At 63.8% G+C, this 15,430-nt stretch carries 11 protein-coding genes and 1 tRNA gene; 6 read left to right on the forward strand and 6 right to left on the reverse strand.

Features of this window, described 5'->3' with window-relative positions; all coding sequences use genetic code 11:
* The first annotated feature begins 536 nt into the window (after nucleotides 1–536).
* Nucleotides 537–737: a hypothetical protein gene (locus AC0L23_RS00005; protein WP_473356740.1), complete on the forward strand. Its 201-nt coding sequence runs from the start codon at nucleotides 537–539 to the stop codon at nucleotides 735–737.
* Nucleotides 738–2,175: 1,438 nt separating this feature from the next.
* Here the strand turns inward: AC0L23_RS00005 and AC0L23_RS00010 are convergent.
* From AC0L23_RS00010 to AC0L23_RS00020, 3 genes are all read right to left on the reverse strand, one after another.
* A tRNA-Lys gene (locus AC0L23_RS00010) sits at nucleotides 2,176–2,251 on the reverse strand.
* A gap of 315 nt (nucleotides 2,252–2,566) precedes the next feature.
* Nucleotides 2,567–5,242: a glycosyltransferase gene (locus tag AC0L23_RS00015; RefSeq protein WP_085353127.1), complete on the reverse strand. Its 2,676-nt coding sequence runs from the start codon at nucleotides 5,240–5,242 to the stop codon at nucleotides 2,567–2,569.
* 214 nt (nucleotides 5,243–5,456) lie between these two features.
* Nucleotides 5,457–6,047 (reverse strand): beta-1-3, beta-1-6-glucan biosynthesis protein, encoded by a 591-nt coding sequence (locus AC0L23_RS00020; RefSeq protein WP_085353125.1) that lies wholly within the window; start codon nucleotides 6,045–6,047, stop codon nucleotides 5,457–5,459.
* 329 nt (nucleotides 6,048–6,376) lie between these two features.
* On the opposite strand from AC0L23_RS00020, the gene AC0L23_RS00025 reads away from it, so the two are divergent.
* Nucleotides 6,377–7,936: a glycoside hydrolase family 17 protein gene (locus AC0L23_RS00025; protein ID WP_039800292.1), complete on the forward strand. Its 1,560-nt coding sequence runs from the start codon at nucleotides 6,377–6,379 to the stop codon at nucleotides 7,934–7,936.
* Here the strand turns inward: AC0L23_RS00025 and AC0L23_RS00030 are convergent.
* Nucleotides 7,896–8,276 carry a hypothetical protein gene (locus tag AC0L23_RS00030; RefSeq protein ID WP_018457946.1) on the reverse strand — a complete coding sequence of 127 codons (381 nt, stop codon included), beginning with the start codon at nucleotides 8,274–8,276 and terminating at the stop codon, nucleotides 7,896–7,898. The genes AC0L23_RS00025 and AC0L23_RS00030 overlap by 41 nt on opposite strands.
* A 110-nt stretch (nucleotides 8,277–8,386) precedes the next feature.
* Nucleotides 8,387–9,787: a hypothetical protein gene (locus tag AC0L23_RS00035; RefSeq protein WP_473356741.1), complete on the reverse strand. Its 1,401-nt coding sequence runs from the start codon at nucleotides 9,785–9,787 to the stop codon at nucleotides 8,387–8,389.
* A 174-nt stretch (nucleotides 9,788–9,961) separates the two neighbouring features.
* Here AC0L23_RS00035 and glmU point away from each other — a divergent pair, with 174 nt between their 5' ends.
* Nucleotides 9,962–11,317, forward strand: a complete 1,356-nt coding sequence (glmU, locus tag AC0L23_RS00040; protein WP_456654174.1) for a bifunctional UDP-N-acetylglucosamine diphosphorylase/glucosamine-1-phosphate N-acetyltransferase GlmU — start codon at nucleotides 9,962–9,964, stop codon at nucleotides 11,315–11,317.
* A 6-nt stretch (nucleotides 11,318–11,323) separates the two neighbouring features.
* On the opposite strand, the gene AC0L23_RS00045 is transcribed toward glmU, so the two are convergent.
* Nucleotides 11,324–11,542 (reverse strand): hypothetical protein, encoded by a 219-nt coding sequence (locus AC0L23_RS00045; RefSeq protein ID WP_018457943.1) that lies wholly within the window; start codon nucleotides 11,540–11,542, stop codon nucleotides 11,324–11,326.
* Between the two features lie 220 nt (nucleotides 11,543–11,762).
* Here AC0L23_RS00045 and glmS point away from each other — a divergent pair, with 220 nt between their 5' ends.
* The 3 genes from glmS (at nucleotide 11,763) to AC0L23_RS00060 (ending at nucleotide 15,414) form a co-directional block, all read left to right on the forward strand.
* The gene (gene glmS / locus AC0L23_RS00050) at nucleotides 11,763–13,589 is read left to right on the forward strand and encodes a glutamine--fructose-6-phosphate transaminase (isomerizing) (RefSeq protein WP_204511260.1); all 1,827 of its coding nucleotides are present in this window, start codon (nucleotides 11,763–11,765) and stop codon (nucleotides 13,587–13,589) included.
* An 89-nt stretch (nucleotides 13,590–13,678) separates the two neighbouring features.
* Nucleotides 13,679–14,452 (forward strand): DUF502 domain-containing protein, encoded by a 774-nt coding sequence (locus tag AC0L23_RS00055; protein ID WP_018457941.1) that lies wholly within the window; start codon nucleotides 13,679–13,681, stop codon nucleotides 14,450–14,452.
* A 104-nt stretch (nucleotides 14,453–14,556) separates the two neighbouring features.
* The gene (locus tag AC0L23_RS00060) at nucleotides 14,557–15,414 is read left to right on the forward strand and encodes an NAD(P)-dependent oxidoreductase (RefSeq protein ID WP_085353114.1); all 858 of its coding nucleotides are present in this window, start codon (nucleotides 14,557–14,559) and stop codon (nucleotides 15,412–15,414) included.
* The last annotated feature ends 16 nt before the right edge of the window (nucleotides 15,415–15,430 follow it).

Genomic DNA, 15,430 nt, shown 5'->3' on the forward strand with positions numbered 1-15,430 from the left:
ATGCCAGAGAACCAGCCGGCCAGAACGCCTCGCCGCTGGGCGAGATCAAATCGGAAAGGTGGGCGACATCGTCTCGGTATCCACGGGCGACTTCATATCGGTACCCCTGGGCGACTTCGTCGGAATCCGCATGGCGTCTTATAGGAGGCATGCCGCTATCAAAGCGGCATCGTAAGTACCTCGCAAATTGTCGATTCCTGGTAGCCCGGAACGCGCGCGAGCTACTGAGTTTAGTGGGTGTGGGAAAAGTCGAGGGTCCGCTGGTTTATGCTGGCAGATGCTCGCCCGAGCGATAAGCCAAAATTGCGCCGCCGGGCAAACAATACCTTGTCCCGGCGGCGATGGGTTTAGTCCAGCCCCGAGAGGGATCAACAAAATCCCGGATACTGATACTACGGACAGAAGAGCGCGAAGTTTCAGTCCGTGCATTGCAATTCCAGGACCCGCCGGTGGGGCGCCTAAGTTCGTTCCGCCGTTGGAACTGAACCAAGGTTTTCAAGTTTTGGAGTCGTTGTTGATGGCCCGAGGAAAGCGCCATGACGGAGCGCCGCCGACTGAAGCAGACCTATTCTCTTGAGGAACGATTGGCCGAACTGGCAACAAAGTACAAGGAGCAGGCCAGCGCATTACCGGCTGGCGCGGAACGCGAGGCACTTCTTAGGAAGGCTAGGCTAGCCGATACCGGCGCGCACATCAGCGATTGGCTGACCTCTCCCGGCCTGCAATCTCCGAAATAGGCCGCCGCAGGTGGCGGCCTCAGTTTTCAGTTTTCGTTTGGTGCCGACCCTTGAGATACCTCAAGGAATTTAGTCCGCCGTGAACACGTGGCGAACGGGAGCGCATCTCCGGACGGAACGAGCCGCATTGGTCTATTTTGCGTTGTCGCTAGTCGTCCAGCTTGCCCAAAGCGTGCACCAAATGGCCAGGGACTTCCGGAGCGCCCGTTCGCTATACCAAGGTCCGGTAGCTCCGTTCCATGCTTTCGAGATGCTGGCGCGCGAACGAGTCCTTCACCGTTCCAGTGCTTTCCGGTATCGCTCCGCCAGTTGATATTCGTCTGGGGTCATCGATGGAAATCATTGGAACAAGTGTACACTATGGCACTTAGAGTCGCTCAATGGCTTGGTGATAGTAGTGGACCGCGATTTTAAGAACGAAGTGTTTTCGAGCTTTGACCCTAGCCCGGTGAAGCCCTGCGCCGAGTGTGGCAGAAAGCCGCTCTCCGTGTTGAAAATGCTAAATCCGCAAAACGGGAAAATCGTTCGCATGTTCAGGTGCCAGTGCGGTGAGCAGACTTGGACCGAGAACACCGAGTAAGGCCGCCTCAGTTGGCGTTGCGTGTCCGGTTCACACTGGCGGGCCCGTTGTTCTCCGGGCGAGAACAGATTGTGATTTTAATAAACCTTCGTTTGTTCCAAGGCATGTATTTATAAGCGGAACACCCAGAAGCCTCAGTGGGCGGCTTAGAGACGGCCCCGGCTTCATGGGGGCTGGAAGGTGGGCCGGGGCCGCTCCGCCAGCTCGAAGGAGGGAGCTAGCAAACCCTCCAATTTTTCCTCTGCGCGTTCGTTCCTCTAATGGGCGCTCGATCTCGCAAATTGCGGCGGCTTGCCGCTGCTGAAATCCGGCCTGACGTCGGCCCCTCGGTTGCCGCATCCGGCGTGCTTCTCGTAGGTGGGAAAGTCGCTTGAAGCTCCGCCGGGGTCACGCTGACGGGCGAACGTTTCAACTGGTTACTATTAGTGTATTGCCGACATGATGCCTGCGCGAGAATGTGCCGCGTATGCTGGCAGGGCTATTGATTACCGGCGGCGCAGGCGTCTTGGCTCTAGCCCTCACATTCGCAGCGGCCAAATATATCGACGCTCGGGCGGAGCGCAGGCGGCCTTAACTGGGACGGAGCAGCCAGCTTAGGCCGTGTCCCGCTTAAACCATTTCATGGGTAGGCCGATGATGTAGCCGCGTCGGCGCAGCTCGTCCTCTGTCTTCGCGAGCGTTTCACAAATGAACTCGATAGGCGCACCGGCATGGACCAATTCGCGAAAGAGTTCGTCATGGCGAGGCGACCAGCGAAGACGTTCGCGGTTCACATCTTTGTTACCCGAGTTGCTACCCCAATTCATAATCAGACGTACCGTTTAACTCACAATCCGTCACTAAACCATTGATTTTGTTTGGTGAGCGCGCTGGGGCTCGAACCCAGGACCCCGTGATTAAAAGTCACGTGCTCTACCGGCTGAGCTACGCGCTCCCATGGCCGCTGATGGCTTCAAAGAAATCGCCATCGTCTTCGGTCATTTGGAAAAGCATGTCTTGCCGCCACATCGACGCAAGCGTTGCGGAAAAACCGGCTGTTTCCGGATCATGCTTTCGGCCCGCGCTGTGTAGGGGGATGGGGCGCGGAGGTCAATAGCTCGGGTGGTTGCCGAACTTGAAGGCAACAGCGGGAATTCGCTCGCCGTTTCCAATGCTTGAGCCGGGATTTTCAACCCGAATGGCGGCCGTCATCCACGCCGAAGAAGCCGCGACGTCCGCCCACGGGACGGATGCCACGTTCGGAGCCCCGTCAGTTCGCTTCCCGCCGGACCTCGCTCGGCACCGGCACTTGCTGCGGCGTGCCGGCGGGGGTGGGTAGCGCGACCGGGCGCAAGCCGATCAGCTCGGCGGTGCGGATCGCGCTGTCGCGCCAGAACTGGAACGAGTTGATGCGGCTGAGCTCGAGGATGGCGATGGCGACCGCGGCCAGGAACGGCAGGCTCTGCAGCACCAGCACGCCGGCGAAGATGTAGATCTCGGTGATCTGGCGGTAGCTGTTGGAGGCCACCAGCACGCCGGCGCCGATCAGGAGCAGGGCGCCGATCACGGCCTCCCAGAACGCCTGGAACTCGATCGACATCCTGGACAGGCCGCCCTTGGAGGTGCGCGCGAACGCAATGTGCTCGGTGATCAGTCCCTGCGCCACCGCGCGCGACACCGTCCACTGCACGCTCATCGCCGCGATCATCGCGCCCAGCATCTGGCCGGGCTTGATCGCGACGCGGGCGCGGTACATCGACAAGAAGTGTACGAGCGAGACGATGAAGGCGCCGATGATCGGCAGCGTCAGGATCTTGTCGGGGATGGCGATGTCGGCGAAGGCGACGATCGGCACCCAGACGAGGTTGAGCAGCGCCACGACGACGCCGAGGCTTTCGGCACCCAGCCAGTTCAGCCAGCCCAGGCCATATTCGCGCTTCTGGTCGGGCGTCAGCCGGCTCCGTCCGGGCAGGAAGTTCCGCCAGTGCTTCTTGACGATCTGGAGGCCGCCATAGGCCCAGCGGTGACGCTGCTTCTTGAAGGCCTCGTAGGTGTCGGGGAGCAGGCCCTGGCCGTAGCGGTGGTTGGTGTAGTGCGTAGTCCAGCCGAGCTGCTGGATCGAAAGGCCGAGATCCGAGTCCTCGCAGATCGTGTCGGACGACCAGCCGCCGGCCATGTCCATCGCGGCGCGGCGGATCAGGCACATCGTGCCGTGCACGATGATGGCGTTGGTCTCGTTGCGCTGGACCATGCCGATGTCGAAGAACCCGGCATATTCGCCGTTCATGATGTAGTGCATGATCGACAGGTCGCCGTCGCGATGTTCCTGCGGCGCCTGCACCAGGCCGACGCTGGGATCGGCGAACGCCGGCACGAGGTCCTTCAGCCAGTCGGGATCGACGACGTAATCGGCATCGAGGATGCCGATGATCTCGGCGTCGACGGCGGTGCGGTCCATCGCGATGCGCAGCGCACCGGCCTTGAAGCCCTGCACCTTCTCGGCGTTGATGAACTTGAAGCGTTCACCGAGCGCGCGGCAATGATCCTGGATCGGCTGCCAGAAGGCAGGGTCCGGCGTGTTGTTGATGATGACGACGCATTCGTAGTTCGGATAGTTCAGCCGCGACAGCGCATCGAGCGTCTGCTTGAGCATCTCGACCGGTTCGAAATAGGCGGGGATGTGGATCGAGACCTTCGGGCAATAATTCTCGGGCACGTCCTCGACCGGCTTACCTTTCGTGAGCAGCCGCTGCGGCGGCCGGCCGAATGCGACGGCCGCGATTTCGTCGATGCGCGCCATCGCGATCAGCACGAGGGGAACAAGCAGGATCATGCCGAGCGTGAGCGCGAAGGCCGAGCCGAAGATGAAATAGTGCCCGTTCCAGAACGCGAACACGGTGGCAGCCCAGGCGCCGACGCCGTTGGCGGTGGCCGACAGCAGGAACGCCTGCTTCGCCGTCGGCTGCTGCAGCCGCAGGATCGGCAGCGACAGCAGGATACCGACGAGGAGCGCCACACCCATCAGCTTCCAATAATCGGGATTTTGCACCGGGCCGGTCCAGGCAAATTTCGGCTCGCGGCTGGCGTTGAGGATGCCCCAGTACGGACCGACGCCGCCTTCGAAGTATTTCCAGGGCTGATCGATGGCCTCGACGATGTTGTATTCCATGCCGATGGCGTCGGCGCGGCTGACGAAGTTGCGCAAGGTCAGTGCTTGCTGGAACGGACCGGGGTCGGCGTTGCGTAAATTGTAACCCGCGCTCGGCCAGCCGAATTCGGCGATCACGATGCGCTTGCCGGGGAACAGGTTGCGTAACAGATTGTAGCGGTCGACGGCCTGGTCGACCGCCTGATCCGAGCGGAAGTTTTCCCAATAGGGCAGCACGTGGGCGGCGATGAAGTCGACGTTGGAGCCGAGGTCGGGATTGTCGCGCCAGATGTTCCAGATCTCACCGGTCGTGACGGGTACGCGGACCGAGCCCTTGACCTTCTTGATCATCTCGATGAGGTCTTCGACCTTCTGCTCGCCGCGGTAGATCACCTCGTTGCCGACGACGACGCCGTTGACGTTGCTGTTCTTGCGCGCGAGCTCGATGGCGGCCTTGATCTCGCGCTCGTTGCGATCCTTGTCCTTGTCGATCCACGCGCCGACGGTGACCTTGAGGCCGAACTCCGCCGCGATCGGCGGCACCAGTTCCACGCCGCCCGTGGACGAATAAAGGCGGATCGCGCGCGTCATTGTCGACAGCGTCTTCAGGTCGGCGCGGATTTTCTCCACCGTCGGAATGTTGTCGATATCAGGATGAGCCGAGCCCTCGAACGGGGCGTAGGAGACGCTGGGCAGCAGGCCCTTGAAGTCGGGCGCGGGTTCCTTGTCGCGCGAGACTCCCCAGAGGCCGGCGTGGAGCGCGGACACAAGCAACAGAACGGCGGCGACAACCCGCATCGCGGCTAAACCAAAAGGGGCTGAGGGGGCAGGGAAGCGGATCCGACCCCGAGATCCGACCAAGTCCGCGGCAAATGGAGCATACCTCTGCCGCGCGGTTTCACAACTGTCATCGCCTCATGACCGAATGAGGGCATGCACATTTCGAAATTCGCAGCAGTGCCAATTGCTTCTATCGCCGATCGTTCCTGAACGGAGGCTGAAACAATCGCGGCTATTTCGGGGGCGCCGGTGACGGGCTTGCCGCCGGCGAGGGGCTCGCGGCCGGCTGCGGCTGCGCATTGCCCGATGCGGGCGCGGCCGGCTGCGAGGCCGCGGCCGCCGCCTGCTGTGGCTGCGACGCCGGGTTGATCCAGCAAGCGTGCACACGGCTGTCCAGGGTCTCGGCGACCTTGGGATCGATCTGGCCGCCGAAGCGGGTCAGGCAGCGGAAGGCGGCCTGGATGTGGCCGCCGGGGCAGCCGAAACGGTCATAGAGGTCGAGATGGCGGAATGCGGTATCGAGGTCGTCCCGCCACATCAGCCGCACCACGCGGCGGCCGAGCCAGACGCATTCGGGGTTGCCGGCCGGGCCGCTGATGACCTGGGCTGCTTCGGCGAATTCGTCGGTGCGGCGCTGATTCTGGGCGGCATCCTTGGCCGTGTCGGCGGGCTGGGCGGCTGCCTTGCTCTGGTCGGGGGCGGGCGTGCCGCTCTGGGCGGAGGCCGCGCCGATACCCATCAGGATGACAAGGGAAGAAACGGCCAAGGTGGCGGCGAACTGCCGCAGGACCGCATTTCGTAACTCGAACACCCGTTGCCGCATGAATTCCCCAATATATCACTGACCGCCCGCGTCAGGACCTTCGCGGACGCGCCCGGTGATGGCGTCCAAATGGGTCTCCAATGCGGCGGAAAAGTCCTCCCGAGTCCATGGCCTGAATCTGGAATTTTGTCCAGCAAAGTCACGATCCTAGGCCTCGGTCGAACGGCCGCAGGTAAATTCCTCAGGGGAGGGATGGATCCATAACGGAGTCACCCCCTTGGCAGACGGCGTGCTAGCAGGTAATCGACGGCCCTTCGCGGAGGACGGAACCGATTTCTCTTCGTACGCCACTGGCGCTTCTGCTCGTTTCATTGGGTGCGATCGCTGCCGTGTGGTGGTGGCTTGCCACGCCGATCTCGCTCGCGCGCGCCCCGATCGATCCCGCCGACAAGGTCCAATGCGTCTCCTACGCGCCGTTCCGCGGCGAGCAGTCGCCGCTGAACGCATGGACTCATATCGAGGCCGATCAGATCGAGCAGGACCTGCGCCAGCTCAAGGAGATCACCGACTGCGTCCGCACCTATTCGATGGAGAACGGGCTCGACCAGGTGCCGGCGATCGCGGCCCGGATCGGCGGGCTGAAGGTGCTCCAGGGCATCTGGCTCTCCAGCAACCGCACCAAGAATTTCGAGCAGGCCGCGCTCGCCATTCGCCTTTCCAAGGATTTCCCCGGGATCATCACCAGCATCATCGTCGGCAACGAAGTGCTGCTGCGCGGCGAGATGACGACCGCGGACCTCGTCTCCATCATCCGCTCGGTGAAGGCGCAGGTCAGCGTGCCCGTCACCTATGCCGATGTCTGGGAGTTCTGGCTCAGGAATCGCGAGATCTATGACGCCGTCGACTTCGTCACGATCCACATCCTGCCCTATTGGGAAGACAATCCGGTGCGGGCCAAGTTTGCCGCCTCCCATGTCGAACAGATCCGCGAGCGCATGGCGGTCGCATTTCCCGGCAAGGAGATTTTGATCGGCGAAACCGGCTGGCCGAGCGAAGGGCGCATGCGAGATGGCGCGCTGCCGTCGCGCACCAACCAGGCGCGCGTGGTCTCGGAGATCCTGAGTCTGGCGAAAGCGCAGAAATTCCGCGTCAATCTGATCGAGTCCTACGATCAGCCGTGGAAGCGCAAACTGGAAGGCACCGTCGGGGGCTATTGGGGCCTCTATGACTCGGTGCGCCGTGGCCTGAAATATCCGCCGGGCGAGCCGATCAGCAATTTCCCGTACTGGAAATGGTACATGGCCGCCGGCATGGGCCTCTCCGTGCTGGTGTTCGCGGTCGCGGGCCTGACGTTGCGGCGCAGACCCTGGACGCCGCGCTTCTCGTCCTGGCTCGGCGTGGCGATCTCGGCAACCTCGGCCGGCATTCTGCTCGGGATCGGCGCCGACAAGATGTACTACGAGAGCTACGGCATCGGCGGCTGGCTGCTGTGGGGCGCGCTGCTCGCGGCTGGCATCCTGTCGCCGATCTTCTGCGCGCAGGCGATGGTGATCGGCCGCAGCCTTCCCACCTTCCTCGATCTGCTTGGTCCGCGCGAGGGCCGGAAATGGTCGAAGCTCACCGCCGTGCTCGGCTTGACGCTGGCGGTGACGGCGGTCATCGCGGCGCAGACCGCGCTCGGATTCGTGTTCGACCCGCGCTACAAGGATTTCCCTTACGCCGCGCTGACGATGGCGGTTGTGCCGTTTGCGCTGTTGATGCTGAACCGGCCGCAGATCGGCCAGCGTCCGATCGCGGAATCGGTCTTCGCCGGCGTGCTGACGCTGTCGGCGGCCTATGTGCTGTTCAACGAGGGCCGCGACAATTGGCAGTCGCTGTGGACCTGCGCGATCTATCTCTTGTTCGCGCTCACGCTGTGGCGGGCGCGGGCCGAGCAAATCCAAGAATGAGCAGGCCGATCGCCAGGCCCGACAGCACGACATTGTAGAGCACGATGCCAAGGCCCGCGGCGATGATGCCGGCGGTGAGCAGCACGATGGACGGCCGCATCAGGTTCAGCGTTGCCACCACCAGCGCGACGATGCCGAACACCGAATTCTTGAACAGCACGGTCGAGACCGAGCGCGCCTTGCAGACCAGGGTCTGAAGCCCGGCGTCGCAGGCGAGACCGACCTGCGAGTTTTCGATTCCGAGATAGCGCAGATAGAGCGCATAGCCGACGCTGGCGAAGCCGACGACGATCAGGAACTGCACCTGGTAGGGCGTGAGGCGGAAGGGCTTTTTTGTCATGGCGGCAATATGGTCGGGATGGTGGAACGGGGCAACAGGGGAGGCGCAAGTTTCTCGCGACCTGCGTGAGATCCTTCACCCATTACGCTGATGAATTGCCGCGAGGTAAGCTACCTTCTGAAGAACGACGACAGCGTCGATCCCGCCGACGCTGTCTCGGGCTTCGGCTGTGCGGCCGGCTGCGCCGCAGGAGCAGGCGCGGGCTCCTCGCGCTTCGATGAGCGTTTTGAGGAATAGCTGCGGCGATGCTTGTCGGGCTTGGCGGCCGGAGCGGGCGCTGGGGCGGTCTCGGCTTGCGGCACCGAGTCCTGGGTCTTGTCGGAGTTCTTCTCCTGAACCCTGTCTTGGGTCTTGTCTTGGGTCTTGTCTTGGGTCTTGTCTTGGGTCTTGTCTTGCCCCTTGTTCTGCTTCTTCTCTTGGCCGCCGCGCATTGACAGCCGCTGGCCGTCGAACACGGTGGTCTCGCAGTGGCGGTCGTTCTCGGCGAGGCCGGCGCAGAGTTTTGCTGCAGCCGCTGCATTGATCAGCGGACCGGCGCCGAGGCGGAGCTGCATGCCAAGGCCGGTGTTGCCTTCCTTGATCATGATGATCGGCCGCAGCGCTGCGATTTCGGGATTGGATTTGGTGACCCCGCGCCACAGCGCGCGCAGGCCATCGAGCGAGTTGGCGCCACCGAGATCAATCGCAAAGCGCGTCTGCTGGACCGCGATCGCGGGAGCCTCGCTTTCGGCGGCCTCCGGCGGCTTGGCAGGTGCCGCGGCGACTTCGATCGGAGCGGGCGCCGGTTCTGGCTTCGTCTCGGCAGCCTTCTCGGTCGCCTTCTCTGCGGTTTCGGGCTGAACCAGTTTCGGGGCGGCCGGATCGGGCGGCGCCATGATCGATTTGGATGGGACCAACGGAAGCATCGGCAGTGCCGAATTCGTCGCCGGCAACTGCGCGACCAGCGAGGCCGCGGCCGCGCTCTGCGGCGGCGGACTCCACGGCTCCTTTGCGGCCTCGGCGCGCGGCTTGTCGTTGGCCGGAGCCGGTGTCGAGGCGACCTGCGCGATGCCGGGCGCGGGCGGGCCGATCAAGGCCGGCGCGTCCTGCGGCTTCGCAACGGACGCCTGCGGCGGCGTTGTCGTCTGCTTGGCGATGGCGCCGGTGACGGAATCGAGCCCTTGCTCCAGCACGGTGACGCGCGAATAGAGCCGGTCGCGATCGGTGTTCAGCGTCTCGATGGCGGAGGCGAGCCGGCGGGCCTCGTTCTGGCTCTCCTTGGTCAGGATCTGGAGCCGGTCGGCCTGGCGCGCGAGATCGGCGGATGCGACCTGGTCGCGCCGCGAGCCGAGCTGGGCCTGGTTGGCGAACACGGCAAGCACCACGGCGCCGACGGCCGCCACGCCCCATGAGCCCAGCCGCCACATCATGCCGCGATCGAACGAACTCTCCTCGGCCACAAGTCCGGAGAACAGCCCGCCGGTCTCCTTGGCGCCGAAGGCATCCGCCAGTGGGTCGGAATCCTTTGCCATGAACGTTAAGTGCCCAACCCCTGTCCGGCTTCCCCGAATCAATCAGGGAACATTAACAGGAAAAGCGTGTCGCACTTGAACTCCGGGCGTTTGCGGGGGTAGCAAGGCGATAGCTGATGAGGGCGGCCCGTCGCCCGCTGGCGCCGATTGATTCGGCCGATTGACAGGATTGCGATGACCGCCCGTTCCAGCCTCACGATCGTGCTCGCCGCCGGCGAAGGCACGCGTATGCGCTCACACCTGCCGAAAGTGCTGCATCCTGTCGCGCACCAGAGCCTGCTCGCCCACGTGCTCGCCGCGGCGCCCAAGGGAACCGGCACCTCGCTCGCGGTCGTGATCGGACCCGATCATCAGGCGGTGGCGGACGAAGCAAGGCGCATCCGTCCCGACGCGCTCACCTTCGTGCAACAGGAACGGCTCGGCACCGCACATGCGGTGCTGGCGGCGCGTGATGTCATTGCGCGGGGCGTGGATGATCTGCTGATTGCGTTCGGCGACACGCCGCTGATCTCGGCCGAGACCTTTGCGCGGCTGCGCGCGCCGCTGGCCAAAGGCGCCGCAATTGCCGCACTCGGCTTCCGCGCCGCCGATCCCACCGGCTATGGCCGCTTCATCGTCGAGGGCGACCGCCTGGTCGCGATCCGCGAGCAGGCCGATGCCAGCGCCGAGGAGCGCAAGATCGACCTGTGCAATGCCGGGGTCATGGCGATCGACGGCCGCCGCGCGCTCGCGATCCTCGACAAGATCGGCAATGCGAATTCCAAGGGCGAATATTATCTGACCGACGCGGTCGGCATTATCAGCGAACAGGGATGGGATGCCGTGGTGATCGAAACCAGCGAGGACGAAGTGCGCGGCATCAACACCAAGGCGCAGCTCGCCGAGGCTGAAGGCGTGATGCAGGCGCGGTTGCGGAAAGTGGCGATGGAGTCCGGCGTCACGCTGATCGCGCCCGAAACCGTCTATCTCGCCGCGGATACCGTATTCGGCAACGACGTGACGATCGAGCCCTTCGTGGTGATCGGCCCCGGCGTTTCGATCGGCGACGGCACGGTGGTCCATTCCTTCTCGCATATCGTCGAGACCAAGCTCGGCAAGAAGGTCTCGATCGGCCCCTATGCGCGGCTGCGGCCCGGCACCTCGCTCGGCGACGGCGCGCGCATCGGCAATTTTGTGGAGACCAAGGCCGCGACGCTGGAGGCCGGCGTCAAGGTCAACCATCTCTCCTACATCGGCGACGCCACCATCGGCGCCAATTCCAACATCGGCGCCGGCACCATCACCTGCAACTACGATGGGTTCAAGAAGCACAAGACGATCATCGGGCAGGGCGCCTTCGTCGGCACGAACTCCTCGCTGGTTGCACCGGTGACAATCGGCAACGGCGCCTATATCGGCTCGGGCTCCGTGATCACGCGCGACGTGCCTGATGACGCCATGGCGCTGGAGCGTAGCCCGCAGACCATCCGCGAAGGTGGGGCGGTGCGCTATCGCGAGCTGAAGACGGGTGGCAAGAAGCCGGAGAAATGAACGCCGCTATTCGTCGTCGGCGAATTCGGAGAAGATCGCGCGCGTCAGGCGCCAGCCGCGCGGCTTGGCACGCTTCGCCGGCTCGCCGGCGACGTGCTTGATGAAGACGGGCTTGCTTTCCTTGCCGCGCTGGGGCGGCGGCCAATGCGCGAGGTGCGTGCCGGTGGTCTCGCTGGCGCGCACCGCCATCGATGACAGGCCTTTGCGGTTGGATGAGCCTTTCATGGCCTCTCTCCTTGGTACGCAAGGGTTGGCCAAATTTGTTGACAACAAGTTAACGCGCGCGGTTTAAGGCCCAGCCAGTTCGACGCAGGCGAGGCTCGGTCGCCGTCGGTGCTGTCTCAATCAGCAATAATTATTGAGTATCTGGTTCCTTAGGAACTTCGCTAAAAACTGAGCTGGTCGTTTAGGCGATTTTTCGACGATTTGGGGGATATTGATCCGCATGTGCGGGATTGTCGGCATTCTCGGGCGCCAGCCGGTTGCAGAGCAATTGGTGGATTCGCTCAAACGTCTTGAATATCGCGGCTATGATTCCGCGGGCGTCGCCACGCTCGAGGGCAAGCATCTCGAGCGCCGCCGCGCCGAGGGCAAGCTGAAGAATCTGGAGAAGCGGCTGGAGGCCGAGCCGCTCAAGGGCACGACCGGAATCGGTCACACCCGCTGGGCCACCCACGGAAAGCCGACCGTGAACAATGCGCACCCGCACGCGACCGAGCGTGTCGCCGTCGTTCACAACGGCATCATCGAGAATTTCCGCGAGCTGCGCGAGGAGCTCGAAAAGAAAGGCACGGTGTTCCACACCCAGACCGACACCGAGATCGTGCTGCATCTCGTCGACGACCTGCTCACGCGCGGCAACAAGCCGGTGGAAGCGGTGAAATTGACGCTGGCGCGGCTGCGCGGCGCGTTCGCACTCGGCTTCATCTTCGCGGGCGAGGACGATTTGATGATCGGCGCGCGCAACGGTCCGCCGCTCGCGATCGGCTATGGTGACGGCGAGATGTATCTCGGCTCCGACGCCATCGCGCTCGGGCCGTTCACCGACACGATCAGCTATCTCGAGGACGGCGACTGGGTCGTGCTGACCCATACAAGCGCTTCGATCTTCGACAAGGACGGCCATGCCGTCCAGCGCGAGAAGACCAAGCACGCGGCCTCGACCTCGCTGGTCGACAAGGCCAATTACCGCCACTTCATGGCCAAGGAGATCCACGAGCAGCCGGAAGTGGTCGGCCACACGCTGGCACGCTATGTCGACATGGCGACCGAGCGGGTCTCGCTGCCGGTCAAGCTGCCGTTCGACTTCAAGAACATCCAGCGCATCAACATCACGGCTTGCGGCACTGCGAGCTACGCCGGCTTCGTCGCAAAATACTGGTTCGAGCGTTTCGCGCGCGTGCCGGTCGAGGTCGATGTCGCCTCCGAATTCCGCTACCGCGAGGCGCCCTTGCGCAAGGGTGATCTCGCCATCTTCATCTCGCAGTCGGGCGAGACCGCCGACACCTTGGCCGCGCTGCGCTACGCCAAGGCCCAAGGCGTGCACACGGTGGCCGTCGTCAACGTGCCGACCTCGACGATCGCGCGCGAAAGCGAGACCGTGCTACCAACGCTGGCCGGCCCAGAGATCGGCGTCGCCTCGACCAAGGCGTTCACTTGCCAGCTCATGGTGCTGGCAAATCTTGCGATCGCGGCCGGCAAGGCCCGCGGCGAACTGACCGACGAGGACGAGACCAAGCTCGTTCACGGGCTCGTCGAAATCCCGCGTTTGATGTCGGATGCGCTCACCACCGAGCTCCAGATCGAGAAGCTCGCGCGCGAGATCGCGAAATCTCGCGACGTGCTCTATCTCGGTCGCGGCACCAGCTTCCCGCTCGCCCTCGAAGGGGCGTTGAAGCTGAAGGAGATCTCCTACATCCACGCCGAGGGCTATGCCGCCGGCGAGCTCAAGCACGGCCCGATCGCGCTGATCGACGAGACCATGCCTGTCGTCGTCATCGCGCCCTACGACCGGGTGTTCGAAAAGACCGTCTCCAACATGCAGGAGGTCGCCGCTCGCGGCGGCAAGATCATCCTGATGACCGACGCCAAAGGCGCGCAGGAGGCAACCGTCGAGTCCCTCGTCACCATCGTCATGCCCGATATGGCGGCGGCGTTCACGCCGATGGTCTATGCGGTCCCGGTTCAGCTGCTCGCCTATCATACGGCGGTCATCATGGGGACCGATGTCGACCAGCCGCGCAATCTCGCGAAATCCGTGACGGTGGAATAGGCAGAAGGGTCGAGTGCGGGACGCTTCGTGGTCTTCCAAAACCTGCTAGAAGACCCTAGCTTGGACGAAGCGACTGACTTGGAACCCGAATGAACCCCCGTGACGACGCGCCTGCGCCTCTTGATGCCGTGCCCGAGCCGCATACCGGCCTGATCGGCCGCTTCCGTAACTATTTCCTCACCGGCCTCATCGTGACGGGGCCGATTGCGATCACGCTGTATCTGGTCTGGTGGTTCGTCACCTGGGTCGATGGCGTGGTGCGGCCGTTCGTGCCGCTGGCCTATCGGCCCGAGACTTATCTGCCCTATGTCATTCCCGGCTGGGGGCTGATCGTCGCATTCTTCACGTTGACGCTGGTCGGCTTCCTCGCGGCCAATTTGATCGGCCGGACACTGGTCGATGTCGGCGAGACCTTCCTCGGCCGCATCCCGGCGGTACGCGCCATCTACCGCGGCCTGAAGCAGGTGTTCGAGACGCTGTTCTCGGGCAAGGGCTCGAGCTTCCGCAAGGTCGGCCTGGTTGAGTTTCCCTCGCCGGGCATGTGGTCGATCGTGCTGATCTCGCAAGCGCCGAACGAGGACGTCTCCCGCAGCCTGCCGGGTCAGGAGGAGCACGTCTCGGTGTTCCTGCCGTGCTCGCCGAACCCGACGACCGGCTTCTTCTTCTATGTGCCCAAGAGCAAGATCGTCGAGGTCGACATGAGCACCGAGGATGCCGCGACGCTGATCATGTCGGCCGGCGTCGTGCAGCCGGGCTCAGCGCCCGATTCGAAGAAGGCAGCGGCGCTGGCGGGCATGGCGAATGCCGCGCGTATTGCCAACGCCTCGGCGGCGGTGCAGCCCCAGCCTGCGAAGGTGGAGTAGGGCCATTCCCCTGCGGGATGGCCGCCGTTCACGCGGGCGTCTCGTCCTCTGCTAGTCTCCGATTGAACTGAGCGCGTTGCTCGGGCTTCGATCTGGAGTGCACGATGTCCAAAACTATTGCGATCCTCGCGCCCGGTGCCATGGGCAGTGCCGTGGCCCGCCGTCTCGGCGAGCACGGTGCGCGTGTGCTGACGTCGTTGAGAGGGCGGAGCGAAGCGACGCGCAAACGCGCCACGGATGCCGGCATGATCGGCGCCGAGGACGACGCGATCGCGGACGCCGACATCATCCTGTCGATCGTGCCGCCGGGCGAAGCCGTGGCGCTCGCCGAGCGGCTGGCCGGGCTGATCGTCCGGCGCGAGAAGAAGCCGGTCGTGGTCGATTGCAATGCCGTCAACGTCGATACCGTGATGAGGATCGAGGAGATCATCGGCTCGGCACAGGCGCCGTTCGTCGATGCCGGCATCATCGGGTTCCCGCCCCAGCCCGGTGGCAAGAGCCCGGCCTTCTACATGTCGGGCGAGCACGCCAAGGATGTCGCCGTGCTGAAGGATTTCGGGCTCGACGTGCGGATCGTCGAAGGGCCGGTCGGTGCCGCGTCCGCGCTGAAAATGTCCTATGCCGGGATCGTCAAGGGCCTCGCCGGGATCGGCGCGGCGATGGTGGTCGCGGCAACGAAAGCGGGGGCTGCGGATGCGCTGCGCGACGAACTCGCACTCAGCCAGCCCGCGGTTCTGGCCCGGCTCGAAGTCGCGCTGCCGGACATGATTCCGAAAGCCTATCGCTGGGTCGCGGAGATGCGGGAGATTTCCGGCTTCCTCGGCCCCGATCATCCGGCGAGCCAGGTTTACGAAGGCTTTGCGCGCTGGTTCGACCACCTCGCCGAGGATGCGAAAGGCGAGGCGGCGGATACCGACCTGATGAAGGCATTCGCCGCGCGCATCGCGCAGAAGAAATCCTGATCGTCCGGTCTCACGT

It is taken from the genome of Bradyrhizobium sp. MI1.4, assembly GCF_055811315.1.

What these genes read in the sequence shown, in the direction of transcription:
- AC0L23_RS00005 (WP_473356740.1), top strand. Translation starts at nt 537, where the DNA reads ATGACGGAGCGCCGCCGACTGAAGCAGACCTATTCTCTTGAGGAACGA.
- AC0L23_RS00015 (WP_085353127.1), bottom strand. Translation starts at nt 5,242, where the DNA reads ATGCGGGTTGTCGCCGCCGTTCTGTTGCTTGTGTCCGCGCTCCACGCC.
- AC0L23_RS00020 (WP_085353125.1), bottom strand. Translation starts at nt 6,047, where the DNA reads ATGCGGCAACGGGTGTTCGAGTTACGAAATGCGGTCCTGCGGCAGTTC.
- AC0L23_RS00030 (WP_018457946.1), bottom strand. Translation starts at nt 8,276, where the DNA reads ATGACAAAAAAGCCCTTCCGCCTCACGCCCTACCAGGTGCAGTTCCTG.
- AC0L23_RS00035 (WP_473356741.1), bottom strand. Translation starts at nt 9,787, where the DNA reads ATGGCAAAGGATTCCGACCCACTGGCGGATGCCTTCGGCGCCAAGGAG.
- glmU (WP_456654174.1), top strand. Translation starts at nt 9,962, where the DNA reads ATGACCGCCCGTTCCAGCCTCACGATCGTGCTCGCCGCCGGCGAAGGC.
- AC0L23_RS00045 (WP_018457943.1), bottom strand. Translation starts at nt 11,542, where the DNA reads ATGAAAGGCTCATCCAACCGCAAAGGCCTGTCATCGATGGCGGTGCGC.
- glmS (WP_204511260.1), top strand. Translation starts at nt 11,763, where the DNA reads ATGTGCGGGATTGTCGGCATTCTCGGGCGCCAGCCGGTTGCAGAGCAA.
- AC0L23_RS00055 (WP_018457941.1), top strand. Translation starts at nt 13,679, where the DNA reads ATGAACCCCCGTGACGACGCGCCTGCGCCTCTTGATGCCGTGCCCGAG.
- AC0L23_RS00060 (WP_085353114.1), top strand. Translation starts at nt 14,557, where the DNA reads ATGTCCAAAACTATTGCGATCCTCGCGCCCGGTGCCATGGGCAGTGCC.